This window comes from Mesorhizobium sp. M0045 (assembly GCF_040323385.1).
GTDB lineage: Bacteria > Pseudomonadota > Alphaproteobacteria > Rhizobiales > Rhizobiaceae > Mesorhizobium.
Genome location: NZ_JAMYUY010000006.1, coordinates 135533 through 160299, shown reverse-complemented (window position 1 = coordinate 160299; position 24767 = coordinate 135533). Strand labels below are relative to the sequence as shown.

Below are 24767 nucleotides of genomic sequence, written 5' to 3'. Positions count from 1 at the left end.
CCGCAATCGCTCTGGTTCGTGCCCGGCGTTAGTTAATGCTGGCCGTATTCGCCGGCTCGGCCGGGCGCTTCTCACCGGCGTAGGGCACGCGAAAACCGTTCGCCGCCAGCCAACCGATGGCCGCCTTCGGTTCGTCGGTCTGGATGATGGTGGCGCCGCGCTCGACCCAGAAGCCATAAGTCTCGCGCGGCAGGCTGGCCGCAACCGCCAGCTCGTCGCCGCGACCGCCGGCGAGGAAGCCGCCCGGCTTGTTGACGATGGCATAGGTGTCGGCCCAGATGTGCCAGTCGCCCCTCACCGCCAGCGCGCGCATGCGCGGGCTGAACAGCGGGCCGCCGGTCTCCGTCAGCGTCTCTGATCCCATGCGCCAGTTGATCATCTCGACTGCGCGCATCGGGAAGGCCCGGCTCAGTTCCTCGGCAAACATGGCGTCGCGAACCGCGTCATCGGCGATGATCGGCATGAACTGGAAGCCGCTGCCGATCTCGGCCATGGCAGCCTTGACCCTGGCGATCCTCTCCGCATTCCACAGGTTCTCTTTGACGATCACCTGTTCGGCCATGCCGAGATCGCGGGCGACGGCGACCATGCCGGCGAGGCTTCCGGTGTCGAGCTTGTTGTCGAGGTTGACGAGAATCCTGTCCCTGGTCGCCACCAGCATCTCGCGCAACGTCGAGACCGTCTCGCCCGTAACGGCGCCGGTGCCTTCGATCACCAACCGGCAGGTCTTGAGTTCGGCCAATGTGCGGTTGACCACCTCGCCCTTGCAGGTCGTGGTGCGGTCAAGCCAGCTGTCGTGCATGATGACGAATTCTCCGTCCTTCGAGCGCCTGATGTCGACCTCGACGATTTCGGCGCCCATTGCGATCGACGCCTCGACGGCGGCGATAGAGTTTTCGGGATAGAGCGTCTTTCCGGCCTGCATGCCGCCGGCGCGGTGCGCGGCCACCATCACATGGTCGCGCCATTGGTTGGCGTGCTCGAAGCGGTCGAGAATCTGCCTGGCGCGCGTTTCGCCTGCCGATGCCTGGCAAAGGGAGACCGCCATAGCCGCGGAAAGCAGAAGGCTCAGCCAAATCGTTCGCATGAGACAAGTCGTTCGCACGAGAATCGCTCCGTACCGGGATCGCACCCCGGTTAAGCGATGCCCGTGACAGGCAGGTGAACGAAGCCGGCTTCGCAAACGAAGGAAAATCAGATCAATGCCGGCCGAAGCAGCCGTTGGCGGCTACTTTCGGTTATTTACCAGGCAATCTCCGGGCCGGCCATGCGGGGTTCGCCTGGCGAGCAAGGATTTGTGACCGGATCGAATGGCCGTGATCCTCCGCAGGGGTCGCAATTCTGAGAATTATGTCCAATAAGGTTGCGCGTCGACGCACAGGAGATCGCTTCATGCCGCCAAGGACCATCGATCACGCCTTCACCACCCGCTCCAGGACGGGCGCGTCGTTTGAGCCGACCTACGCCGGCGCGCTGTCGTTCATGCGGCGCAAATATTCGAAGGACGTGAAGGGCGCCGATGTAGTGGTGTGGGGCATTCCCTTCGATGCGGCGGTCACCAATCGGCCGGGCGCTCGTTTCGGACCGCAGGCGATTCGCCGCGCCTCGGCCATCCTCGACAACGATCCGCAATATCCGTTTTCGCGCGACCTGTTCGAACAGCTTGCTGTGATCGACTTTGGCGACTGCCTGCTCGACAGCGGCAATCACCAGAAGACGCCTGCCACGATCGAGCGCGAAGCGGCGAAGATCCTGAAATCCGGCGCCTTTCTGCTTTCACTCGGCGGCGACCATTTCGTCACCTGGCCGCTGCTCAAGGCGCATGCCGCCATCCACGGCCCGTTGGCTCTGGTGCAGTTCGACGCACATCAGGACACCTGGCCCGACGATGGCAAGCGCATCGATCACGGCTCCTTCGTCGGCCGTGCGGTCAAGGAGGGCATCATCGATCCCGACCGCTCGATCCAGATCGGCATCCGCACCCATGCACCCGACACGTTCGGCATCAAGATCCTATATGGCCATGAAGTGGAGGAAATGCGGGCGTCCGACATCGCCTATGCCATCGTCGACCGTACGGGCGGCAAGAAGACCTACGTCACTTTCGACATCGATTGTCTGGATCCAGCTTTTGCGCCCGGCACGGGAACGCCGGTCGCGGGAGGCCCGTCTTCGGCAAAGATCCTGTCGGTGCTGCGCCAGATCAACCAGGTCGATATCGTCGGCGCCGACGTCGTCGAGGTTGCGCCAGCCTATGATCACGCCGATATAACGGCAATTGCCGGCTCGATGGTGGCCATGCACTATCTCGGGCTGCTGGCGGAACGAAAGGCCCGGCTCGAGGACATGAACCAGAGCAACCACAGCGTTGCCGGATTGAATCAGGCAAGCGGCATATAGCTTTGAGATAACAGGAATTTTGGCAGGCAATGAAACCGAAAATCTTCATCGACGGCGAGCACGGCACCACCGGTTTGCAGATAAGGGCGCTGCTTGCCGAGCGCGGCGACCTGGAAATCATCTCCATCCCGGCCGAACGCCGCAAGGAAACGGCAGCGCGCGCCGAGTTCCTCAATGCCGCCGATGTTGCGATCCTCTGCCTACCGGACGCGGCCGCTAAGGAAAGCGTTTCGCTGATCGCCAATGACACCACCAAGGTGATCGACGCCTCGACGGCGCATCGCGTCGCCGAGGGCTGGGAATATGGTTTCGCCGAAATGGACAAGGAACAGGCGAAGAAGATCGCTTCGGCGAAGCGCGTCGCCAATCCGGGCTGCTGGCCGCAAGGACCGATCGCGACGCTGCGGCCGCTGGTTGCGGCGGGGCTGTTGCCGGCCAATTTTCCGGTCACCGTCAACGGCATTTCCGGCTATTCCGGCGGCGGCCGGCCGATGATCGAGGATTATGTCGCCAAGGGCGAGGATGCGCCGGAATTCCTGCCCTACGGGCTGACCCTGCAGCACAAGCACGTGCCTGAGCTCAGGACCTATGCCAAGCTTTCGCACGATCCGATCATGCAGCCGGCAGTCGGCAATTTCGCGCAAGGCATGATCACCGTGGTGCCGCTGCAACTCGGCGGCCTCGACCATGTGCCGACCGGCGCGGAGCTTCATGCGGCAATCGCCGATCATTTCGCTTCCATCGATGGCGGCGTGGTCGAGGTGGCGCCGTATCTGCATCAGGAACGCATGCCCGACATCGATCCGGAGATCTACAACGGCACCAACCGGATGAAGCTCTATGTCTTTGCCAATGATAACAGGGCGCAGGTGCTGCTGATTGCCGTCTACGACAATCTCGGCAAGGGCGCCTCGGGCGCCGCTGTGCAGAACATGGATCTGATGCTCGGCCTTTGAATGGATGCGCCGAGATTTCCAAAGCGCTGGAAGGTCGGCGCGCCGGAGCTCATTGCCGAAACGTTCAGTAGCCGCATCTGGAAAGTTGTTCGCGAGGACGGCTCACCGGCAATCGTCAAGGATCTAAAGCCTTTCGACGATGTGGAGGACGAGTTGCGTGGCGAGCATTTCCTCGCCTGGCGACGCGGCGAAGGCGCGGTGCGGCTGCTCGGCCGCGACGGCCACCGCATGCTGCTCGAATACGCCGGCGAAATCTCGCTGTCACAGATCATTGCGGATCAGGACGACAATGCCGCCACCGCCATCGCGGCCGAGGTGATGGCAAGACTGGTCTCGCCGTCGAAGCACGCCGCCCCGCCGGACCTTCAGCCGTTGCGGAGACGGTTTTCCAGCCTGTTCAAAAAGGCGAAGGCCGATCGCGCCGCCGGCGAAAAGAGCCTGTATGTCGAAGCTGCCGAAATCGCGGAACGGCTGTTGTCCAATCCGCACGACGTACGGCCGCTGCATGGCGACCTGCATCACGACAACATCATGCACGGTCCACGCGGCTGGCTGGCGATCGATCCGAAGGGCGTCCTCGGCGACCCGGGTTTCGACGCCGCCAACATGTTCTACAACCCACTCGACCGAGATGATCTTTGCCTCGATCCGAGGCGGATCGCCCATATGGCGCAAGTCTTTGGCGCTACGCTCGGCCAGACGGGACCTGCCGTACTGGACCACGCCGTTGCCTATGGCTGCCTGTCGGCTGCATGGCACCATGAAGATCGCAATGCGGTCGACGAAAACCGCGAGCTGGCGATTGCCGCGGCAATCCGGCGGGTGCGGCTCAGCCTCTGAGAGCGATCTTGTGGGGCAGCGGGTAAGCGCCCTTGGTACCGCGCCAATGCGCGGCGGCGAAGCCCAGCAGAACCAGCGCGAATGCCTGATGCGTCAGGGCCATGTGCAGCGGCACCTGCATCAATAGGGTGCCGATGCCGATCGATGCCTGCACCACGACAATCAGGAACAGCAGCGTCGCGCGTCGGGCATGCGTCGTGCCCGGCAGACGCCGGCGTGTCGCAATCATGTGCCAGAGCGCGACCGCGAAGATCGTGTAGGCGCCGATCCGGTGCACGAACTGCACTGTCTTCGGATTTTCGAAGAAATTGCGCCACGCCGGCTCGAGCAGCAGCAGGTCGCCAGGGACCAGCTTGCCGTCCATCAGCGGCCAGGTGTTGTAGCTCAAGCCGGCGTCAAGCCCCGCGACCAGCCCGCCGAGATAGATCTGGACGAGCGCCAGCAGCACCAGAAAGCCGGCCAGACGTTGCGTCGAGCGGTCGGCGGCAGGTTCCGAGTGCGGCGCCAGCCCACGCGCGACAACCATGGTCGCCGTGAAGATCAGCGCCGCCAGCGTCAGATGCGTCGCCAGCCGGTATTGGCTGACCGAAACCCGGTCAACCAGGCCGGATGCCACCATCCACCAGCCTATCGCGCCCTGCAGCCCGCCGAGCAGGAGGATGCCCGACAATCTCGTGCCGAGGCCCCGCTCGATGCGGCGCGTCACCCAGAAGAACAGCAGCGGCAGGGCGAAGACCACGCCGACACTACGCGCCAGGATACGATGCACCCATTCCCACCAGAAGATCGACTTGAACGCCTCGATGCTCATGCCCTTGTTGAGTTCGGCATATTGCGGGATCTGCTGGTAGCGCAGGAACTCCTCCTGCCACTCGGAATCGTTGAGCGGCGGGATGACGCCGTGAATCGGCTGCCATTCGGTGATCGACAGGCCGGAATCGGTGAGCCTCGTAGCGCCGCCGACCACCACCAGCGCAAACAGCACGAGCAGCACGACATAGAGCCAACCGCGCACCAGTGCACGATTGCGAAGGTCGCGATCGCGGGCGGCGAAAGGCGCGTCGTCGGATATGGCAGCAGCCATGGGTTTGTCCCGGCAGTTGAAGTCGCGGATTGGTGAACCATCGCAACCCGGCTTGCAAGGCCGGGCGACGCGGCACGCCGTCGCGCCGTTTCTGGCGGGTTGCGCGCATTCGCCGTTCGGCCTAAGCGATAGCGGTCAACGAGATCGCGCCATGCCCATTCGCCTGAAAAAGCTGATCGGAAGCTTCCTGCTGGTAGTGCTGGTCGTCGTCTATGCGCTGGTCGCCTCGATCGTCGCGGTCGCCCAACTGTCGCAGTCCGGGCCGCTGGCGCACTTCATCTTCTTCCTGCTGAGCGGGCTTTTGTGGGTGCTGCCGGCGATGGGCATCATCAAGTGGCTGATCCTGGAGCCGCGGCCGAAGGGCCGAGGCAACAGTTAAATCGTCACCACCGTCTTGCCGGCATTGGCCAGCGGCGTCGTCACGCCCGACAACATGGTTCGGATGTGGGCAATGCTCTGATAGCGGCCGTTGACTGAAATGCGCGGCAGGGCATGCAGGAACCCGGCATGCTCGGCGCGCAGTACGCCGTGGCGGGTCGTCACCGCGGACGCATAGCCGGCATCGCGGACAAGGCCCACTTCGCGGCGGCCGACTGCGCTGGCATGACCGTAGGGATAGGCGAAATGGCGCGGCTCCTCGCCGAGTTTGGTCTGCAATATGCGCTTGACGTCGCCGATCTCATGCCGCGCGTCGCTCTCGGAAAGCCGCTTCAGATTGCAATGATTGACGCTATGCGCGCCGATCGTCACCAGCGGGTGTCCGGCCATGGTGCGGATCTCGTCCCAGTTCATCAGCGTGCTCGGGCGCGGACCGCCCAACTCGATGTCGTTCGAGCGCGCCAGATCGCGCAACACCGCACGCTGGTCCTGCTCGTGCACCTTCAGCGTCAGATAGGCGTGCAGGCGCGCATTGGCCTGGACCTTTTTTCCCCGATTCGAGCAGTCGATCGTCACCGGGCCGTCCGGCGTCGTCAGCGTCAGGCGATCGCGCGCATTGACGATATCCTCAACCACGTCCCACCACAGATCGGCAGCGCCGTCGATCAGTCCAGGCGCGACGTAGATGGTGATCGGCGTGCCGTGCTTCTCCAGCACCGGCAGCGCCTCGGTCATGTTGTCTCGATAGGCGTCGTCGGCGGTGATCGTCGCGAACTGGCCGTCCTTGTCGCCGGCCTTGATGCGCTCGATCGCCTCGTCCAGCGTGACGAACCTGTAGCCGTTCGCCTTCATGTCGGCGATCACGATATCGAGGAACCCAGGCGCGATGTTCAAGTGGCGGTTGACGCCGTTCGGCTTTTCCGGCGTCGCGGTAACCCGATGCAGCATCAGGATGACGCCAACGCCGCCGATAAACGGCTTGGCCAGCGGCGCGAGACCGGAATAGCGGGCGAGATTGAGCGCCAGTTTGCGAATTGCCTCGCCCCCGTCGATCATTCATTCACCTTTTGCGCCTAAGCTCATCAAGCATGGAATGCGCCTGCGCGGACCCCCAATCGCGACGAATACGCCCTAAGGATTGAGGTATGGTTGACGCCACCGCGTCATTTGACGGCAATCGGCTGGCAAGCAGCGAGGCGTCGCCGTATACCTTGCCGGCCGGCAAAGCCGGCTTGTCGATCTCGGTTGCCGATAGTGCGGCGCTGGCGGCGTACGCCGAATTCTGCCGTTCGGCGCTTTTTGCCCCGGCGCAGAGCGCAGGCTGGATCCTGAACTGGGCCGCACATACCGGCGCCGACGTTGTCGTTGCGACGCTGCGCGCCGACAACAGGCCGGTTTTCTCGTTGGCGCTGGAGGTCACTCGCAGTGGAGCGTTCCGCGTCGCCCGGTTCATGGGCGGCCGCCATGCCAACGGCAATTTTGCCGCCGCCGACCCGCAATGGCTGGCGAATGCCGATAGCGCGGCGATCCGCGCTATGCTGGCTGCGATTGCCAAGGTGCGGCGTGATATCGATCTTGTCGCGCTAGAGCGGCTGCTGCCCGATCTCGACGGCGTTGCCAACCCGCTCTCCGCCTTGCCGCATTTTTCGAGCCCCAATCTGTCTCTGGCCGCCGGCCTTGCAGGAGGGTTTGATGCATTGCTCATCCGCGTGAGCGGCAAGCGCAGGCGCAAGAAGCATCGCTCGCAGGCGCGCAAATTCGGGGCCGTCGGCAGCCATTGCCGCATCGAGGCGAGGACTGCGGACGAGGTGAACAGGCTGCTCGACGCCTTTTTCGAGATGAAGGAATTCCGCTTCCGCAAGATGGGCATCGCCAATGTTTTCGGTGAAGCGGAGGTGCGCGCTTTTTTTCGCTCGCTGTTTACCGACGCGCTCCAAGAGGAAGATCCGTCCTTCGTGCTGCATGGGCTGGAAGTCGCCGGCAAGCTTCGTGCGGTCACCGGATCGAGCCGCTCGGGCAAGCGGCTGATCTGCGAATTCGGGGCGATCGCCGAGGACGAGCTCGCGCACACCAGCCCCGGCGACTTCCTGTTCTTCGAGAACATTCAGGAAGCCTGCGAGACGGGTTTTGAAATCTATGATTTCTCGGTCGGTGACGAACCCTACAAGCGATTGTGGTGCGATGTCGAAACGCAACATTTCGAGGCGCTGGTTCCGCTGACGCTGAAAGGTCGCGCGCTGGCGCTTGCGCTCAGGCACGGCGCAAGCCTGAAAGCATTCATCAAGCACAGCCCAATGGTCTGGAAGCTGACCAAGCTGCTGCGCCGCAAGGCCGTGGGCCAGACAGCACCGGCCGCAGGCGAAGACGACAGCTGATTTCGATTTGAGAAAAATGCCTCAGGCCGCCGAGCGCCGTCCCGGCATTGGCCCCGGCGCCACATGGCCGATTGGCGTGACCAGCGTCAGGTCGGGATAACCGCTCTCGATGAGCGCGACTGCGGCTTGCGTCACCTGGTCGTCCGGCTCCAGCATGGAGAGCAGCACCTCGGTGCCCTCGCCCACCAGGCGGCTGATGCCTTGCGCGTCGGCCGGCCCGCATTCGACCACGACCAGATCATAAGCCGTGGTTAGCGACTGCATGATGATCGGCAGCCGGTCGGCGGCGCGCATGGCACGGACCGGATCGGCTGTGCCGACGGGAATCACGTGGCAGTCCGAATAGAGATCGGGGTGGATCACATCGCTGAACTGCGCTTGCGAGGCGAGCAGATCGGTGATGCCAGGAAACAGCCCGCTGTCCAGCATCGGCCGCGAGGCAGCACCCGAAGCGGTGAGATCAAGCAGCAGCACGCGTAGCCCGGCGTCGGAGACTGCGCGCGCCACCAGCACCGCCGAGGCAGCCGCCTCGTCGCCTTCCGGCGACACGAATATGGCCCGGGCTGCACCGGTGGCGATCAGTTTTTCCGCGGCCTTGTCGATGTCGATCTCGCCGAGGATAGAACGTGCCGGTTCAATGTCTCCAGCGGCCATTTCAGAGTACTCCGGTTCGATTTTCTCGGCAGCCGCTTCCGCCACCGCGACGGGTTCCGGCTCCACTTTGGTTTCAATGATGCTGTCGTCGGTCCCATCGATCTCGGCGACTGCCGGTTGGGACCGGGCAACCGGCGGGTCGGGCTCGGCCAATGCGCGGTCGGCCTGGACAGCCGGCATCGCAACCTGCTCGATGTGTTCGAAATGGGCACCGGCGGCCGGACGCATGGCGCGGCCGGAAAACAGTTCCTGCAGCAACGTGACCATCGCCATGATGAGCAACGAGCCGACAAAGGCCGCGCCGACAATCGGACCGATCTTGGGGAAATAGGGTTCGGTCGGCGCCCGGGCCTCCGAAAATAGGCGAGCGTCGACAGGTAGGTAGTTGCGATCCTTGCGTGCGGCCGCCTGGAGATAGCTGGACGAGTAGAGATCGAGTTGCTGGCGCTTGGTCGCGGCATCGCGCTGCAGCGCATCGAGTTCCACCTGCTCTTCGCCGGCGCGGGCGGACGCCGCCTTCAGCGTGTTGACGTCGGCCACGAGTTGAGCCTCGCGCGCCTTTGCCGTCTCGGCCTGCGCCATCAGACCCTTCATGATCTTTTCCGCTTCGTTGCGGATCTGGCGGTCGAGATCGGCGAGTTGCGACCTCAGCGCCCGGATGCGCGGATGGTTGTCGAGCAAGGTGGTGGAAAGGTCGGCGATGTTGTTCTTGAGTTCGACTTGGCGCTCGCGCAGGCGCTGGATCAGTTCGGACGACAACACCTCCGGAACGGCATCCAGTGAGCCGCCACTGCGCAATGCCCTGCGCACGCTGTCGGCGGTCGCTTCCGCTGAAGCGCGGTTGGCGCGCACCCGTGACAATTCGCTCGACAATTCGGACAGCTGCTGGGTGGCAAGCACGGAATTGTTGCCACCCATCAAAAGATCGGACTGGGCACGGAATGCGGCAACCTTGGCTTCCGCCTCCTTCACCCGATTCTGCAGATCCGCGATTTCCGGCGCCAGAAAGTCGGTGGCAGCGGAATTCGATTCGAGCTTGGCGTTGCCCTTGGATGCGATATAGGCGTTTGCAATGGCGTTCGGGATCGCGGCGGCAAGCTGTGGATCCTCCGACGAGAACTCGATTGCTATCGCGCGGGTTTTTTCGACGCCATAGACGTTGAGCTTCTCATGCATTGCGTCCAGCACGCGCTCTTCCAGCGGGATCTCGAAGGGATCGCTTTTCAAGCCAACGAGGACAAGGGCGCGGCTCAGCGCCGACATCTTCAGCGCCTCGTCGAATTCGGGCAATTTTGCGAGGTTGAGCTTCGCCGCTACCTGCTTGAGGATGTCGGGGGACGAGATGATCTGGACCTCGGTGGCCACAGCCTCTTCGTCGGGAATCGACCGCTCGTTGCCGTTGGCCCCGGCTGGCCGCGTGAACTCCGATTCTCGAGGCCCGATCTCCAGCTTGGCTGCCGCCTTGTATTCGGGCGTTGCAAGCCAGGCGAGCGCAAAGGCCAGGCCGGTTACAACCAGCGCGACGACAAGGATGCGCAACCAGTTTCGCGCCAGGCTGGCGAAAAGCTGCCTGAGATCGATGTCGACATCTGCGGCCGCGGATTGAACGGACATGCATCCCTGCTCCGGTACTGAGTCAGCATGCACCGTAAACAACTATGGTAACTCAGCCGTTAATATCGCGGTAAGAACCTGTTAGGCTCTACTAACAAGCCGCAAACAAGAGGCTGAAAACGATCTGCATTTGTCGATCCGGCCCGTATCGGCCGTGCGCCTTTACCGGCCATTAACCCTAACAGGATGATAACCGAGCTCGATCGTTAAGGTTTGCCGCAGAGTCGCCGGCTATTCAAAGGTACGTGTCCGCTCATGAAAAGCACTGCTCCCCTTTTCCGCGCGCTGCTTGCCGTATCGATGCTTTCGGGCTGCTCCAGCTACCGGCCGACGCCGGCCGCATTCCATGAAGTTCTCGACCAGCCCTATCGCCTCGGCGCCGGCGACCGCGTCCGTGTCACAGTGTTCGAGCAGGAAGGATTGACCAACACCTACAGTGTCGACCAATCCGGCTATCTCTCGCTGCCGCTCGTCGGCAACGTGCCGGCGCGCGGCCACACCGCCCAGCAGCTCGAGGGCGAGATCGCCGAGAAACTGCGCCAGGGCTATTTGCGGGATCCTGACGTTTCTGTCGAAATCGATCGCTACCGACCGATCTTCGTCATGGGTGAAGTGGGTGCGGCGGGCCAGTATTCCTATGTTCCGGGCCTGACCGTGCAGAAGGCCGTCGCCATCGCCGGCGGGTTCACGCCACGCGCCAACCAGGAAAGCGTCGACATTACCCGCGACATCAACGGCAAGGTGATAACCGGACGCGTGGTGACCTCCGACCCGCTACTGCCCGGCGATACAGTCTATGTTCGCGAACGCCTGTTTTGATGTGCTGACCAAGTGGCGGACACACTCAGGATCGTCCACTGCTTTCGCTCACCGGTCGGAGGCATCTTCCGGCATGTCCGCGACCTGACCGAGGCTCAGGTCGCCGCCGGCCATGCCGTCGGCATCGTCTGCGATTCGACGACGGGCGGCGATTTCGAGGAACGGCTGTTCGAACAGATGAAGGGCAGCCTGGCGCTCGGCATTCACCGCACGCCGATGCAGCGGCATGTCGGGCCAGGCGATCTCGCCTCGGCCCGGCGCACCTATAGAATCATAAAAGAATTGCGGCCGGACGTGCTGCACGGGCATGGCGCCAAAGGTGGCGCCTATGCCCGTCTGTTCGGCTCATTGTTGCGGGTATCCAGGTCTCGCGTAGCCCGCCTTTATTCGCCGCATGGCGGCTCGCTTCACTATGACGAGACCACCGCCATGGGGAAGCTGTTCTTCGCGCTCGAGCGCTTCATGGCTCGCTTCACCGATTGCCTGCTGTTTGTTTCCGACTATGAGCGACGGACTTATCGCAGGAAGGTCGGCGAGCCGCCCATTCCGAACGCTCTCGTCCACAACGGCCTGCGCGCCGCCGAGTTCGAGCCGGTGCGGACCGAGCACGATGCGGTTGATCTCCTCTATATCGGCATGATGCGAGACCTCAAAGGCCCGGACATCTTCATCGATGCGCTGGGGCTTGCCGCAACACGGCTCGGCCACCCATTGAAGGCGCTGATGGTCGGCGACGGCGACGACCTGCCGCGCTATCGCGCCCAGGTGAGTCAGCGCGGCCTGGACGTCGGCTTCCTGGCGCCGATGCCGGCCAGGCTGGCCTTCACGCTGGCCAAGCTGGTCGTCGTTCCGTCGCGCGCGGAAGCCATGCCCTATATCGTTCTGGAAGCGCTCGCCGCCGGCAAGCCGATCATCGCGACGTCGGTCGGCGGCATACCGGAAATCTTCGACACCAGCTCGCCTGCCCTGATCCGGCCCGACCCGCGCGAACTTGGCGACAAGATAAGCGCCGCATTGGCCGATCTCGACGCCTACAAGGGCCTGATGCCCGGCATCGCCGACCTCAAGGCACGATTCGGCGCCGATGTAATGGCCGCTGAAATCGAAAAGGCTTATTTCGCCGCGCAAAAAAAATAGGGGCAACGGGTTCCACCGGGCTGCACCTGGTGAAAGCGTCTCCAAAGCCATCTGTTGTTTCAAGGGTTTCTTAGCTCTCTTTTGCTATTCACCTGAGGGAAACCTGCGGACACCCCATGAACGAAATCGACCCCGCGCGCCGTTTTTCGCTAGACGCGGTGCGCAAATTCAACGCCCCTGCCGAGAACAACACGGCCGGCGGCATGAACGACGTCGCCCGCCAGGTCGCCTCGCAATACCGGCGCGATACGATGTCGCCGATCATGGTGAGCGGCGTGCTGCGCATGGTGGAATTCGCGCTGCTGTTGGTGTCAGGTCTTGCCGTCTATTTCTATTACGTCGGCTTTTTCAACTATCTTGCCTGGCAATATTCACTGACGATCGCCGCCACCTCGTTCCTCGCGGTCGTTCTGCTAGACGTCACCGACTGCTACCAGATCGTCGCGCTGATGCGGCCGATCGCCAATTTCGGCCGGCTCCTGCTGGTCTGGGCCGGAACGTTCGCCTTGATGGCGCTCACCGCCTTCACCATGAAAATGTCGGAAGACTATTCGCGCCTGCTCTTCGGAACGTGGTTTGTTGTTGGCTTCGTGCTGATCCTGGGTCTCCGCCTGGTGATGTCGAAGCTGATCCGGCGCTGGGCGCGCGATGGGCGGATGGAGCGCCGCGCCGTTATCGTCGGTGGCGGCAAGGCGGCGGAAGTACTGATCCGCTCGGTCGAAAGGCAGCCCTACAACGACATCCGCATCTGCGGCATCTTCGACGACCGCGGCGATAAGCGGTCGCCGCCGGTTGTAGCCGGTTATCCCAAGCTCGGCACAATTTCCGAACTCATCGAATTTGCCCGCATCGCGCGCATCGACATGCTGATCGTATCACTGCCGCTGACCGCCGAATCGCGCGTGCTGCAGTTATTGAAGAAGCTGTGGGTGCTGCCGGTCGACATCCGGCTGTCGGCGCATTCGAACGCGCTGCAGTTCAGGCCGCGCGCCTATTCCTACATCGGCTCGGTGCCGATGCTCGATATCTTCGACAAGCCGATCAACGACTGGGATTCGGTCGCCAAGCGCGCCTTCGACATCGTCTTTTCGATCATCGGCATCATCGTGTTCTCGCCGGTGATGCTGGCGACCGCAATCGCGATCAAACTCGACAGCAAGGGGCCGGTGCTTTTCCACCAGAAGCGGCACGGCTTCAACAACGAGATCATCGAGGTCTATAAGTTCCGGTCGATGTACACCGACAAGGCGGACCCGACGGCGAAGCAGACCGTGACAAAGAACGATCCGCGGGTCACCCGCGTCGGCCGCTTCATCCGCAAGACCTCGATCGACGAATTGCCACAGTTCTTCAATTCGCTGTTCGGGTCGCTGTCGCTGGTGGGTCCGCGCCCGCACGCCATTGCCGCGCAGTCGCACAACCTCCTCTACAATGAGGTGGTCGACGGCTATTTCGCCCGTCACAAGGTCAAGCCCGGTGTGACCGGCTGGGCGCAGATCAATGGCTGGCGCGGCGAGATGGACACCAACGAGAAGATTCGCATGCGGACGGAATACGACCTCTATTACATCGAGAACTGGTCGCTCCTGTTCGACCTCAAAATCCTGTTCCTGACGCCGATCCGCCTGCTCAACACGGAAAACGCATATTGAGCGCGACCACCTATGAATTGCCGGCGGCGGCGGTCAACGCCAAGCTGATCGCACTGATTGCGTCAGGGGCGGTTTTCCTCGGCGTCTTCCTGTCCGGCTTCGTCATTGCCGAGCCGGCGCCGTACGACGTCTATATGATCGGGCTGATCATGGTGTGGCCCTTGTTCGGAATGCGCATACAGCGCGCGGGGGTGCCGCTTCTGGTGCTGCTGTTGATCATGAACATCGGCGGCATGATCTCGATGACGCAGATGTCGGACCTCGCCGGCACGCCGCTCTATCTCGCCGTCTCGCTGTTCCTGGCCTTAACCGCGGTTTTCTTCGCTTCGGTAACGGCGGTCCGGCCCAGTCTCTATCGGGTGATCTTCGTCGCCTATGTGGTGTCGGCGGTGCTGACTTCGCTGGTCGGCATAGCCGGCTATTTCCATGCCTTTCCGGGAGCCGAGATCTTCACCAAATACGACCGCGCCGCCGGCGCCTTCCAGGACCCGAACGTGTTCGGGCCGTTCCTGGTGCTGCCGGGCATCTACCTGCTCTATCTGCTGCTTACCGGCTCGGTCGCGCGCATGCCTCTATTGGCTGTGCCGCTGCTGATTATCACCGCCGGCATCTTCTTTTCCTTTTCGCGCGGCGCCTGGGGCATGTTCGCCGTTTCGGCGATCCTGCTAACCGGTGCCTTGTTCCTGCAGAGCGCCAGCGGCAAGTTCCGGCTGCGCGTGGTCGTCATGACCATCGCCGCCGTCGGACTGCTGGTCATCGCAATGATCGTCATCCTGCAACTGCCGGGCGTCGCCGAGATGTTCTCGAACCGCGCACAGCTTGAACAAAGCTACGACACCGCCCGCCTCGGCCGCTTCGCCCGCTACACGATCGGCTTTCAGATGGCACTGGAGCATCCGTTCGGCATCGGCCCGCTCGTCTTCGGCAAGATGTTCGGCGAGGACACGCACGACATCTGGCTGAAGATGCTGATGGATTACGGCTGGCTCGGCTTCGTGTCGTTCCTGACGCTGACGTGCTGGACGATCGCCGCCGGCTTCCGCATTCTGCTGCGCGACCGGCCGTGGCAGCCTTATCTTCTATGCGCCTACGTCGCCTTCATCGGCAATATCGGGCTCGGCACCTTCATCGACATCGACCACTGGCGCCATGTCTACCTGCTGCTTGGCTTGATCTGGGGTGCCATCGCGCTCGAGTACCGCCACCAGTGGCAGCTGCGGGCGGCGCAGCGACCGGCAATGCCCGTTGCCGTTGCTTCAGGCAGGACAGCAACCGAATTCGGTTGACCGGAGCCGGTCTATCACGATACATCGCGACCGGTCCGGAGTGTAGCGCAGCCCGGTAGCGCACTTGACTGGGGGTCGGGTGCTCTGGGGACAAATCCTCGTTACCCACCAAAGCCTTAGCCCGATCTGTCATGCTTTCCGTGGGATTTCCCGTGGGGCGTTTGGTTCGAGCGCGACTGCGCTGACTTCGATCTCAGAAACGAATTGTTTGAGCTTCCCGCAGAGGAAGAACCACTCCCGTTTGTGGTGGCAAGCTTCAAACTCCGCGTGAAGCTTTCGCTCCAGTCGGACCGTTCCTGGTATGCAAAACAAAAGCTCGCAATCGTCAGGCGTAGCCGTGCTGATCGATCGAATGCGCTCGACAGGATCGTGCGAGTGGCCGATCTTGATGAAGTAACCGCTCTGCAGCATGTAGACGTAGCCGTTCTTAGAGCGTCGGCCCTTTGCCTTGTGCCTGGCCCTTTTCAGGATGGCTCGACAGAAGATGCCCAAGGACATCGCGTCGCTTCGGATCGCCCGTTCGAATGCCCGCGCCTCGTCGACGTCAGTCTTTCCGGTGGACCCAGAGTGGCGTTTGCCATCCAGTTGGAAATCGTAGCTATAGACGCCGCTGTCGGCTCGTAGATACACGGTCACTTGGCTTTTCCTTCCTTCGGAACGCCTAGTGTAGCGGGCGATTGTTGAGGCGGAGTTGCGCCTTCCATCGCCCTCAACACATCGTCCATCATCGCATGAGCGTATTTGGTCGTCGTCTTGATGTCCTCGTGACCGAGGAGCTGCTGCACGACCTTCAAATTGCTGTTGCGCAGCACGCGCGTTGCGGCGGTGTGGCGGGTGTCGTGGAAGTGGAAGTTCTTCACCCCGGCCTTCGGCACGGCGCGGCGCATGGCGATCTTCAGCCCTGCCTCGGTCAGCGGATAGCGGTTGCCCTTGATCAGCCCGCGATTGCCCATCTTGACCGTGCGCGCGGCGACATAGGTGAAGACCTTCTCGGCGTGGTAGTTCTGCTGCGCCCATAGGATCTCGAACGTCCGCTTGGTCATTGGTATGACCCGGCTTTTGTTGCCCTTCCCGATCACGGTGAACTGGCGGCCGAAGAAATCGACCCGAGACCATTCCAGCCCCAAGATCTCCATCCGCCGACAGCCATTTACGAACGCGAACTCGACCGCGACGTCATAACCGCGCGCCAGCTCCGCCATGATGGCGGCTTCTTCACCGCTGCTGGCCTCTCGAACGCGCTCTTTCGGCTCCGGCAGAAGGTGCTTCGACCAGTCGATGGTCGCGGTCCGAGCGCCCCATAGGGCGCCCGCGCGCAAGATGATCTCCCTCAAAGGCTGCGTTACGGTGCGGTTTACCGTGGCGGCGCTGACCCGCTTCCTGGACTCCAGCGTCTTGTACTTCCGGCCAGGCTTGCGCTGCGAAGGGACGAATTCGCCACGGCGCTTCGCCACCATCGTGGCAACCTTGCTGTCGTCGATCTCCTGCAGCAGGATCGATTCGCCGAAGTGATCCTTCAGCCAACCCATCGACCAAAGAGTGTTTGAGGCATTCTCGTGATGCTGTCCGACTTCCTGCCAGTATCGCGCCGTGGCGTTCAGCAGGGTCAGATCCGGCGCAAATAGTGCCGCTTCGGCCTTCACGATCGCGCGAGCCTCCTCGCGCTTCAAGCGTTCTACCTGTTCGGCTTCCCGCTTCGTTTTGCGTTCAGTGCTTCCAGAAAATCGGCGACCGCCGAGCTGGAAGTCGTACGAGAACGCACCGTCCTTGGAACCGGGCCTTCGATAGACGGACATTCTGCGACCTTCTTTCTCTTCGCCTTCCAGGCATTGAGATCGTCGAGCTCATACCGCGGCGTCTCGCGCTTCTTCCCCTGCCCGACGTTGATATACGGGATTTCGCCCGCCTTGCGCATAGCGCGCAAGGTGTCTTCGCCGATCCCGAGTTCCGCGCAGGCCTCCTCTGGCGTCAATAGCGGCATGGCTGATGTCCACCGTTCATTGGTCCGGCATCTCCAACCAGACCTGATACTCGAGGCAAAGCTCGCGGAACTTCGCCGCCGGTTCATCCTCGTGGTCTAGGTCAATGCGGCTGTCGACGCCGCAGCGCTTGTAGATGAAGGCCTTTGCGGCATCTGGCGTCCGCACCTCCGCCCAAAGCTGGAATGCGCCCTCATTGCAGAGGATGCCCGCCTTCTGGGCGAGCGCACCGCCCTTGCGCTCGGGCTGTGATGGCGGCGGCTCGGGCGCCGGGGGCGGCTCTTCGACCTCGGCGAAGTCGGCCTTATCCTCAGTCGACCCGGCCGGCGCGATGACGTCGACGACCAGGTTCTCGCCGACCAGGACTGCGTCGATCTTCTCGCAGTCGCCGACGTCGAGCAGCGCCTTGATCACCTCGGCGAGCGGGATCGAGTAACGGTGGATGATCATCGGCGTCATGGTGCGATGCCCTCGTCCCATTCGAGGCCGTCACCGAAAGCGCCCTCTTTGACGCTTTCGCGGAAAAGCTCATAGTTTTCCGGGCCGACTAGGATCCGAACCATCTGATCTATGACCCACATTTTGTGGTGCCCACCATCGGTCGTTCCGTGTTTGGCTGCGAATATGCAGGCTATCCCGATACGAAACTGTTCGTTTGTCACAGCCCGACCTCCTCGAGGAAACTGTCGAGCCCGGCCGGCTTGTCCGGCTGCTCGATCGATCGGCGGATTTCCACCCACCCGACGTTGAGGCGGTCGACCCATTCGTTGCAAATGACGCGTAAGCGCTGGGCTTTGAGCGGGTCGGCGGTGCGCAATATCCTCCGCTCCCACTTGTTGATCTCGCGCCAGCAGCGGCGGTGCTCGGCGCGGAACGCCGCAGGCAGCACCCGGAAGCACTTGCCGCAGATGATCTCGTGGCTATCCGGGAATTTCTCCTGGGCGGCCGTCCGCCGGCAGCGCGGATTGATGCAGGGGATGCGGTCGCTCATATTACCCTCCCCGGCTGCATTTGGGATCCCGGAACTGCGATGATCGGGATGTACCAGTTGAGCGCGATCGTCTTGCCGTCCTCGCTGATCTCCCCGAATTCGCCGATCATCCACTTCGGCCGGCCACCGCCGGCGATGAACTCCTGGTCGAATGCGCCGTCGTGGCGCTTCCAGCGCTTCCCCGGCGTGGTGCCCGTTGGCAGCGTCGCGCTATACTCATCCAGCGCGTCGAACTCGGCCTTGGTGAGGATGAGCGATTTCAATGCCACACCGCCTTCTCGACAGCCGCTTTGCAGCCGTCCAGTGTCTCCATCGCGCCCGTTCGGCCGTCAGCCCAAGTGCCGTAGAACGAGCTGCCCTCGTGGAATTGTTGAACCATGCCGCTCGTGCCGTTGAGCAGCCATAAGCTTCCCTTGATCTCGTCGGTGCAGTGGCAAGTCTCGCCCTTTTCGCAGATTATGCAGACCCGCGAAAACCGCCAACGAGAGAACGCTACAACGCTCACGGCACCCTCCCTTCCGTTAAGATCTTGATCCCCTCGCCGAACGGCGTCTTCTCGATCAGCGCGTCCATGCCACGGCTGTCGCCGTAGACGGCCCAAAGCACCGGTGACGTCGGCTCCTCGCCGAAGTCGTAGACGCAGAGATCGGTGAAGTAGATGATGGCCGAGGCGTCCGGAACGTTCTTGGCAATCCAGCGGAAGGTATCCGAGAAAGCCGTCCCGCCGCCGCCTTCCGGCCGCATGTCGAGCTCGTCGCCGGCTTCGAACTCCTCGACTCGAGCGACCTCGGCGTCGGCATAGATCACCGTCACCTTGTCGATCATCCCGTCACCGAAGGCTCCATTGACCTCGCTCGCGAACGTGACCAGCGCCTTGTCGTCGATGCTGCCGGACGTGTCGATCGCGACGACTAGGTGAGTGATAGCCTCATCCGCTCGCATGGAGGGCAGGACGAAGCCAGATTGAAGGAAACGCCGGTTCGGCCGCATCCAGGAATAGTCGCTCGTCCGAATCCCGTCGATGAAGCGCCGAAGCACAGATCGCCAGTCGACGACCGGCTTGGTCAGCCGGTCAACGAGGCGTTGGATGCCGCCCGGCAGCTTCCCGATCCCCTTGGCGATCGCGGCTGCCTGGCGCACCTGCATCTGGATCTCGGCGCGAAGCTGGGCGATCTCGGCCTCGTCGTGCGCGCCGCAGCCGTCTATGACGGCGCCGCATCCGCCCGGATCCCCGCCGCGCGCCTTTGCGCCCTCGTCCTGCAAGATCCGGTAGATTTCTTCAGCCGACAGGCCAGTGAAGCGTTTGTCCAGCAGCCCCACCTTGGGCATGGTGAGCTTCGCCTCGACCAGCTCGCCGTTGATGGCGTAGTCGCACGCCATATTCCACAGCCCGGGCTCGCGGCTCTGCCGGCGGATGTGATGCTCGAACGCGTTGTGCAGCACCTCGTGGGCCATGACGAAGACCATTTCCGGCTTGGAAAGCTTCATCACGAATTCCGGCTTGTAGAACAGCCGCCGGCCGTCTGTCGCCATCGTCGGTGGGTCTAGGTCAGGCTTCTCGATCACATCGAGCTGGACCGCCAGAGAACCGAAGAACGGATGGTCCCATAGCAGCGACGTGCGCGCGATCAGGATCTTGTCTGCCAGGGTCATAGCGGCACCTTCAACGCGGCGGCTGTGCATGCGGCGATGTCGGCCGGACACAGCATCCCGCGGAGCTTAGCGATGTCCTTTTCGGACAACGTACGCTGCGACTTCCCATACCCGAACGTCTCGGTGCGCCAGCCTTTGAATTCGCGATTGTGAGCGTCGAATTCGATCTCGTAGTATGGCCAAGCTTCCGACCGGCCTCGCGCGTAGAAGCGCCAGATGAAATCGCGCAACTTCTGCGCCGGTTTATGTGTCGCAATGAAGCGATCGGTGATTATAGCCATGCCTGCTCCTCCGTGTAGGAGATGCTGGCCGCGCTACAGCGAGCGACGTGCTCGGGCTTCAGGACAGACCTGAAGACTTTGATGATTTGTTGGTCGTCGATATCGCGGAACGTTGGCCGAGCTGAGGCCTTCACCTTGAAGCCCTGCATCAAAAGAAAAACGCGGCGTCCAAGGTCAAAGGTCAGACGGTAGCTATGCCGGGGGTAGCGCCGCCCCTTTTGATACCAGCGGAAAGTCACATGGGTCTGCGCATAACGGTCCATGCTGAATCGATAATGAGTTTGCAGCGTTTCCGGCGTCACTTGGCGCCCCCGTACTTCAGCGCCAGCTTGGTTGCCTTCAGCGATGTGCTCGGGCCGCAGTTGGGCGCGGAGCATCGGGCCGACCTTTCCCTCCATCGGCTTGCCGCTCGTGAATTGTGGAAACAAGCTCGGCTCGGAAAGCTTTTCATCGCCAGGCTTCGGGGAAACCCGGAACGTCTTAAAGCTGCGCTTCTCAGCATCAAACCACAGCACCCACCGGCAGAACTCGCCACCCTCGCGAATCCCGGTGAACGACCATGAGATGCCGTGGCCCTTGTTCTTGGTTTTCAGCGGTCCGAAGATCTTCATGATCTTGGGCATGGTCACCTCGGCCAGTGAATCGATGCGGCCGTCGCCGACGCAAAGTCGGCGTTGGACAGGCGCTTTCTCAGGATCTCGACGTAAGTCTTGCCGTGGACCATCGGCCTGTCGGGCACGAAGGCGTCGGGGTTCTCCAGCGCATCTCGGGTCTGTTTTGACAAACAGCCCGACAAGAAGCACACGAATTTGCGCTTCTGCACGTCGAAGCGCAGCGTCCAATGCCCCATAGAGTTGTCTTCCCGCACACCGAAGAAGTGCCAGTCGATCGCCGAAGTTCGCGGGTGGCCGAACTCCGTTCGATCGAACGGACCATAGACGGCGCGCAGGAACACGGTCATAGCATCGTGACATCCTGGTTCCTCACTGCCCAATCTTGGAAGGCTTTCGTCTCGGCCAGCTTCGCGTCTCGCCGTACCGCGTCGACTGCCATCATCACTTCAAACTCGCGTGGCAGCCGGCGGATGTAAGTCATTATGGCCGCGAAGTTTTCCGTCTTCGCCTTGCGCCCGAGCCCGGCGGCGATTGCGAATCGAGCCGCCGGTTCCGATGGGACCGGCGTCGTCTCCGGATGGGCGATGACCTGGTCCAATGATGGCAGGGTCGAGTACACCCGGACGAAGCCCTCGAACTCGGCCGCGGCGCCCTCGCCGACCAAGCCAGTGACGAGGCCGAGCCGCAGGCTCGACGGCGCTGATGCATGCTTCGACACGCTCGCCCACGACCGGGGAGTAGGGAACGCCCGAAGGTCGGAACCGGCCATGACGTGCAGCATGGTGGGCCGGAACCGGATGAACGCGATCACGATCGGGCTGATGTCGTTTCTGTTCGCCCAATTGGTGAAGGTGTCGACGTCTGGTTCGATGTCGACATGGGCCAGACGGTTGGCGAGAGCCGTTGGCATCCGCTGCGCGGCCGCCCGGTCGGCTTGGCGGTTGCCTGCGGAGATGATGCGCCAACCAGGTGGGAGGCGATACTCGCCGACCTTCCGATCGAGGACGAGGCCAAAGCAGGCCGCCTGGACGGCCGCCGGCGCCGCATTCAATTCATCCAGAAACAGGATGCCCTCATCCCCGTCCCTTGCGGCATTCGGCAGGTCCGATGGTGGCAACCAGCGAGCCTCACCACCGACGATCGCCGGCAGCCCTCGCATATCGACTGGGTCGCGTAGCAAGGCACGGAAGTCGATTAGCGGCAGCGCCCGCTCGGTCGCTATGTCACGCACCATGTCGGACTTGCCGACGCCCGGCGGGCTCCAACAGAAGACGGGCTGGTCAGCATCGAGATAGGCGGTGACCATCGCTCTGGCGTTGTTGAGGTTCAAGACTGAGCCTCCGCGATTTCAGCGCGGATTTCCATCCAGAGCTTGCCGAGCATGTTCTTGCCGTCCCGGTTCGGCCCCCATCCCCAGAAGTCGTCACGCCAGCTATCCTCGACCAATTCGCGATCGCCGGTCGCCAGCAACTTGCGTTTCACATACTCATGCTGATCGACTTTGGCACGGAGGATGTCGCGCATGACATCGACCTTCACGTCATCCCAATCAGGGCGGCGAAGATGCTTATTGCGCTCGGCGAGCTTGAAGGCCTCGTGGGCGGAAGGGGCGCTCCGTATACGCTCCATAAGCTGAAACTGCTGGGCAGTCGGCACGTTCGCCTTGAATTTCAGGAAGTGATAGACGGCTTCTGACGTATCGAAGCGGACCACTCCCACGAGGGGTGTCCACTCCCACATGATGGTGAAAGCCGAGAAGTTCGATAGGACATAGAAATCCTGCTCGTAAAAACAGACGCGATCTGCGGTGTCGACCTTGTGATATGCCGTCATGCTGCAATCTCCATTGGGACTTGGGCCAAGATTTCGGCGCGCGTCGCCCAACGGAGGTTCGCCTCTACGTTGTCGAGCGTGTTGCCATTGCGGTGAAGGACGTCGGCGTTCTCAAGCGGCTCCGGGCCATGGAACGCCTCGCAAACGAGGCGGTGAACCTTGTGGGTGTTGCCCCGGAAGCGGAAGACCCGGCGCGGGCGGCTCGCATCGCGGGCGATGTTGCCGAACCACGCATGGCCGCCGTACCAGCGCAACCCGCCGTGGGGCATCTCCTTTGTATAAGGGACGACGCGGATGCGGCCGAGGCTACTGACCTCGAGTCCGTCGACCGACGACGGCAGCCATCTTTCGACCTCGGCCATCAGAATGGGATCTCCGAATCAAGGTCGTCGTTGCTGCTGCGATTATTGCTCTGCCGGCTATTCCCCCCGCCGCTCGACCGGCTCCCGCCGTCATCACGGCGCTCGCCGTCGCCTTGCCCCTTCGCGTCGAGCATCTGCAGCTCACCGCGGAACTTCTGCAGCACGATTTCCGTGCTGTAGTGATCCTGACCGTCCTTGGTCCACTTACGGGTCTGAAGCTGGCCTTCAATGTAGACCTTCATCCCCTTCTTCAAATATTGCTCCGCCACCTTCGCGAGCGAGTCATTGAAGATGACAATCCGGTGCCATTCGGTCTTTTCCTTCCGCTCCCCGGAATTCTTGTCGCGCCAGCTTTCCGACGTGGCGATGCTGAGATTTACGACTGGGTCGCCGGAATTGAGCCGCCGGATCTCCGGGTCCTGGCCCAGATTGCCCACTAAAATCACCTTGTTTACGCTACCGGCCATTATCGAATGCCTCCTGGAAAGAGCAGGTCGGCAGCGCGCACCTGGCCGGACGACGGGTAGTCGATCAAGCCAAGCGAGCGGAGGCGCCCGCGATTGTTTGCAAATGCAGATGAGGTGGGAGATGCACCGGCGGCCTCAGCGAGATCAGCCGTGCTGATCGCGCCGGGATAAACCGCCACGGCCGCGTCCAGCATGCGCCGAAGCGCCGGTGTTAGTTTGCCAGCGACGAGCCCCATGATGTGCTCGTGCGTCGGTGCATTGCGTTCGGGGACAGCGTTGCGGCCAACATCGGTCAGGGCCACAGTGCCCTGTCCGGGGTAGTCGATGACGCCAGATGATCGGAGTGAGCCGAGATTGTTGGCGAAGGCCGAACTTTTCGGGCTGGCATCAGCGAACCACGCCACCACTTGCTTGTCCGGCGCCGTCTGGCCGATCGCCTCGAGGTCGCGAAGCGCGACGAGGATCCGCCAGCGTGCCGGGGAGATCGACACGTTCGCCGGCTGCGGCGGCATTTCAGTTTTCGGGACGATTGTCTCAGGACGCTTCGGTTGCTTCTCGGCGGCTATCGCCACCGTGAGGGTCTGCTGCGCATACGAGCGCGTAAAGACGCTTGCGCCTTCAATCTCCCGCCAAAGCGAGGTTCGAAGATCCTCGATCAGTTCATCGTGCCGGCGAGCAAGTATCTTGCGAGCCTTGTCCGAGGCAGCGGCCATTTCCGTGAATGCCTTGTCGTAGCCTCGTGCCTCTGCCTGCTCGATCGCCTTCGGGTCAATCGCAGGCTTCGCGCGTTCCAACTCAGCGATGCGTGCCTTCAGGATCTTCGGGTCGTTGGCTTTGGCCTCCTGGCGGATGCTCTCGAGTCGAGTGCCCATCTCCTCGACGTCAATCGGGTGCAGCGCCTGCTGCTGAGCCGTCGGCTTCCCGCTGTCGAAGGTCGCAGCGAGCGGAAACTTCACCCGTTTGAGGAAATCGATCTCGGGTGACCACACCCACGCCTCGCCGGTCGGCAGCGACGGCAATGAAGCCGTGATCTCTTTCCCCTTGCCGGCGTCGGCCCATTCGCCGACCCACTCCTCGATCGCCTTGCGGTCCTGCGGCGCGATCAGCCGCATCGCGATCAGGGTCTCGACCTGCGTCAGGCTGTCCTTATGGAGCTTGGCCGGCCGCTGGCTAATCAGGATGATGCGAAGGCCGATGCCGCGACCAAGGCTGACCAGGTTATTGGCGGCGTGAAGCATCGCGCCGGATTGCGGGTCGTTGACCCGGCCCTGGGGCGCGAAGAGGTGCGCCTCGTCGATGATCAGATGCAGCGTACCGCTGTTCGACCGCAACAACGCCTCGCCAAAGGCCGTGAAGAACCTGGTCCTGGCGCCGACGGTCATCGTTCGCGTG

At 62.4% G+C, this 24767-nt stretch carries 30 protein-coding genes; 9 read left to right on the top strand and 21 right to left on the bottom strand.

What is annotated here, in order from left to right:
* Nucleotides 1-28: 28 nt before the first annotated feature.
* Entirely contained in the window at nt 29-1087 is a 1059-nt protein-coding gene (locus tag NKJ72_RS12295; RefSeq protein ID WP_352477302.1) for a glycerophosphodiester phosphodiesterase family protein, read from the bottom strand.
* Nucleotides 1088-1392: 305 nt separating this feature from the next.
* On the opposite strand from NKJ72_RS12295, the gene speB reads away from it, so the two are divergent.
* The 3 genes from speB to NKJ72_RS12280 are packed head-to-tail and all read left to right on the top strand — an operon-like array spanning nt 1393 to nt 4196.
* Complete coding sequence (gene speB, locus NKJ72_RS12290) at nt 1393-2400, top strand: agmatinase (protein ID WP_352477301.1); 1008 nt, start codon at nt 1393-1395, stop codon at nt 2398-2400.
* A 29-nt stretch (nt 2401-2429) separates the two neighbouring features.
* A complete protein-coding gene (argC, locus tag NKJ72_RS12285) occupies nt 2430-3356 on the top strand; it encodes an N-acetyl-gamma-glutamyl-phosphate reductase (protein WP_352477300.1) in 927 nt (308 codons plus the stop codon).
* The gene (locus NKJ72_RS12280) at nt 3357-4196 is read left to right on the top strand and encodes an aminoglycoside phosphotransferase family protein (protein WP_352477298.1); all 840 of its coding nucleotides are present in this window, start codon (nt 3357-3359) and stop codon (nt 4194-4196) included.
* On the opposite strand, the gene NKJ72_RS12275 is transcribed toward NKJ72_RS12280, so the two are convergent.
* Nucleotides 4186-5280, bottom strand: a complete 1095-nt coding sequence (locus tag NKJ72_RS12275) for a COX15/CtaA family protein (protein WP_352477297.1) — start codon at nt 5278-5280, stop codon at nt 4186-4188. The two genes, NKJ72_RS12280 and NKJ72_RS12275, sit on opposite strands and share 11 nt — an antisense overlap.
* Before the next feature lie 151 nt (nt 5281-5431).
* On the opposite strand from NKJ72_RS12275, the gene NKJ72_RS12270 reads away from it, so the two are divergent.
* On the top strand, nt 5432-5659 hold the full coding sequence (locus tag NKJ72_RS12270) for a DUF2842 domain-containing protein (RefSeq protein ID WP_254817582.1): 228 nt from the start codon (nt 5432-5434) through the stop codon (nt 5657-5659).
* On the opposite strand, the gene NKJ72_RS12265 is transcribed toward NKJ72_RS12270, so the two are convergent.
* A complete protein-coding gene (locus tag NKJ72_RS12265; protein ID WP_352477296.1) occupies nt 5656-6714 on the bottom strand; it encodes a polysaccharide deacetylase family protein in 1059 nt (352 codons plus the stop codon). The genes NKJ72_RS12270 and NKJ72_RS12265 overlap by 4 nt on opposite strands.
* Nucleotides 6715-6803: 89 nt before the next feature.
* Between NKJ72_RS12265 and NKJ72_RS12260 the strand changes: the two genes are divergently transcribed.
* On the top strand, nt 6804-8033 hold the full coding sequence (locus tag NKJ72_RS12260; RefSeq protein WP_352477295.1) for a GNAT family N-acetyltransferase: 1230 nt from the start codon (nt 6804-6806) through the stop codon (nt 8031-8033).
* Between the two features lie 21 nt (nt 8034-8054).
* On the opposite strand, the gene NKJ72_RS12255 is transcribed toward NKJ72_RS12260, so the two are convergent.
* Nucleotides 8055-10301, bottom strand: coding sequence for a GumC family protein (locus NKJ72_RS12255; RefSeq protein WP_352477294.1), 2247 nt, complete (start codon nt 10299-10301; stop codon nt 8055-8057).
* Between the two features lie 255 nt (nt 10302-10556).
* Here NKJ72_RS12255 and NKJ72_RS12250 point away from each other — a divergent pair, with 255 nt between their 5' ends.
* From NKJ72_RS12250 to NKJ72_RS12235, 4 genes are all read left to right on the top strand, one after another.
* Nucleotides 10557-11120: a polysaccharide biosynthesis/export family protein gene (locus tag NKJ72_RS12250; RefSeq protein ID WP_254817578.1), complete on the top strand. Its 564-nt coding sequence runs from the start codon at nt 10557-10559 to the stop codon at nt 11118-11120.
* A gap of 12 nt (nt 11121-11132) precedes the next feature.
* Nucleotides 11133-12257 carry a glycosyltransferase family 4 protein gene (locus NKJ72_RS12245; protein WP_352477293.1) on the top strand — a complete coding sequence of 375 codons (1125 nt, stop codon included), beginning with the start codon at nt 11133-11135 and terminating at the stop codon, nt 12255-12257.
* Nucleotides 12258-12373: 116 nt separating this feature from the next.
* Nucleotides 12374-13909, top strand: a complete 1536-nt coding sequence (locus NKJ72_RS12240; RefSeq protein ID WP_352477292.1) for an undecaprenyl-phosphate glucose phosphotransferase — start codon at nt 12374-12376, stop codon at nt 13907-13909.
* The gene (locus NKJ72_RS12235; RefSeq protein ID WP_352477291.1) at nt 13906-15195 is read left to right on the top strand and encodes an O-antigen ligase family protein; all 1290 of its coding nucleotides are present in this window, start codon (nt 13906-13908) and stop codon (nt 15193-15195) included. Before NKJ72_RS12240 ends, NKJ72_RS12235 begins: the two co-directional genes overlap by 4 nt.
* 129 nt (nt 15196-15324) lie before the next feature.
* On the opposite strand, the gene NKJ72_RS12230 is transcribed toward NKJ72_RS12235, so the two are convergent.
* From NKJ72_RS12230 to NKJ72_RS12150, 17 genes are read right to left on the bottom strand one after another with little or no spacing between them, the layout of a single operon-like run.
* Nucleotides 15325-15831, bottom strand: coding sequence for a GIY-YIG nuclease family protein (locus NKJ72_RS12230; RefSeq protein ID WP_352477290.1), 507 nt, complete (start codon nt 15829-15831; stop codon nt 15325-15327).
* Nucleotides 15828-16865: a tyrosine-type recombinase/integrase gene (locus tag NKJ72_RS12225; RefSeq protein WP_352477288.1), complete on the bottom strand. Its 1038-nt coding sequence runs from the start codon at nt 16863-16865 to the stop codon at nt 15828-15830. The genes NKJ72_RS12230 and NKJ72_RS12225 overlap by 4 nt, the downstream gene beginning before the upstream one ends.
* A 5-nt stretch (nt 16866-16870) precedes the next feature.
* A complete protein-coding gene (locus NKJ72_RS12220) occupies nt 16871-17176 on the bottom strand; it encodes a helix-turn-helix domain-containing protein (RefSeq protein ID WP_051406079.1) in 306 nt (101 codons plus the stop codon).
* A gap of 16 nt (nt 17177-17192) precedes the next feature.
* Nucleotides 17193-17633: a hypothetical protein gene (locus tag NKJ72_RS12215; RefSeq protein ID WP_352477287.1), complete on the bottom strand. Its 441-nt coding sequence runs from the start codon at nt 17631-17633 to the stop codon at nt 17193-17195.
* On the bottom strand, nt 17630-17836 hold the full coding sequence (locus NKJ72_RS12210) for a hypothetical protein (RefSeq protein ID WP_352477286.1): 207 nt from the start codon (nt 17834-17836) through the stop codon (nt 17630-17632). Before NKJ72_RS12210 ends, NKJ72_RS12215 begins: the two co-directional genes overlap by 4 nt.
* Entirely contained in the window at nt 17833-18165 is a 333-nt protein-coding gene (locus NKJ72_RS12205; protein WP_352477285.1) for a hypothetical protein, read from the bottom strand. The genes NKJ72_RS12210 and NKJ72_RS12205 overlap by 4 nt, the downstream gene beginning before the upstream one ends.
* Nucleotides 18162-18428 carry a hypothetical protein gene (locus tag NKJ72_RS12200; protein WP_352477284.1) on the bottom strand — a complete coding sequence of 89 codons (267 nt, stop codon included), beginning with the start codon at nt 18426-18428 and terminating at the stop codon, nt 18162-18164. The genes NKJ72_RS12205 and NKJ72_RS12200 overlap by 4 nt, the downstream gene beginning before the upstream one ends.
* Nucleotides 18425-18670: a hypothetical protein gene (locus NKJ72_RS12195; RefSeq protein WP_352477283.1), complete on the bottom strand. Its 246-nt coding sequence runs from the start codon at nt 18668-18670 to the stop codon at nt 18425-18427. Before NKJ72_RS12195 ends, NKJ72_RS12200 begins: the two co-directional genes overlap by 4 nt.
* Nucleotides 18667-19848 (bottom strand): vWA domain-containing protein, encoded by a 1182-nt coding sequence (locus tag NKJ72_RS12190; RefSeq protein WP_352477282.1) that lies wholly within the window; start codon nt 19846-19848, stop codon nt 18667-18669. The genes NKJ72_RS12195 and NKJ72_RS12190 overlap by 4 nt, the downstream gene beginning before the upstream one ends.
* The gene (locus NKJ72_RS12185) at nt 19815-20099 is read right to left on the bottom strand and encodes a hypothetical protein (RefSeq protein ID WP_352477281.1); all 285 of its coding nucleotides are present in this window, start codon (nt 20097-20099) and stop codon (nt 19815-19817) included. The genes NKJ72_RS12190 and NKJ72_RS12185 overlap by 34 nt, the downstream gene beginning before the upstream one ends.
* On the bottom strand, nt 20090-20722 hold the full coding sequence (locus NKJ72_RS12180; protein WP_352477280.1) for a hypothetical protein: 633 nt from the start codon (nt 20720-20722) through the stop codon (nt 20090-20092). The genes NKJ72_RS12185 and NKJ72_RS12180 overlap by 10 nt, the downstream gene beginning before the upstream one ends.
* Nucleotides 20723-20724: 2 nt before the next feature.
* Nucleotides 20725-21060 carry a hypothetical protein gene (locus NKJ72_RS12175; RefSeq protein WP_352477279.1) on the bottom strand — a complete coding sequence of 112 codons (336 nt, stop codon included), beginning with the start codon at nt 21058-21060 and terminating at the stop codon, nt 20725-20727.
* On the bottom strand, nt 21057-22043 hold the full coding sequence (locus NKJ72_RS12170) for a P-loop NTPase family protein (protein ID WP_352477278.1): 987 nt from the start codon (nt 22041-22043) through the stop codon (nt 21057-21059). The genes NKJ72_RS12175 and NKJ72_RS12170 overlap by 4 nt, the downstream gene beginning before the upstream one ends.
* Entirely contained in the window at nt 22040-22546 is a 507-nt protein-coding gene (gene ybiA / locus NKJ72_RS12165; protein ID WP_352477277.1) for a riboflavin biosynthesis intermediates N-glycosidase, read from the bottom strand. The genes NKJ72_RS12170 and ybiA overlap by 4 nt, the downstream gene beginning before the upstream one ends.
* Nucleotides 22543-22908 carry an HNH endonuclease gene (locus NKJ72_RS12160; RefSeq protein ID WP_352477276.1) on the bottom strand — a complete coding sequence of 122 codons (366 nt, stop codon included), beginning with the start codon at nt 22906-22908 and terminating at the stop codon, nt 22543-22545. Before NKJ72_RS12160 ends, ybiA begins: the two co-directional genes overlap by 4 nt.
* Nucleotides 22908-23375, bottom strand: coding sequence for a single-stranded DNA-binding protein (gene ssb / locus NKJ72_RS12155; RefSeq protein ID WP_352477274.1), 468 nt, complete (start codon nt 23373-23375; stop codon nt 22908-22910). The genes NKJ72_RS12160 and ssb overlap by 1 nt, the downstream gene beginning before the upstream one ends.
* The gene (locus NKJ72_RS12150; protein WP_352477515.1) at nt 23375-24757 is read right to left on the bottom strand and encodes an ATP-binding protein; all 1383 of its coding nucleotides are present in this window, start codon (nt 24755-24757) and stop codon (nt 23375-23377) included. The genes ssb and NKJ72_RS12150 overlap by 1 nt, the downstream gene beginning before the upstream one ends.
* Nucleotides 24758-24767: the final 10 nt, after the last annotated feature.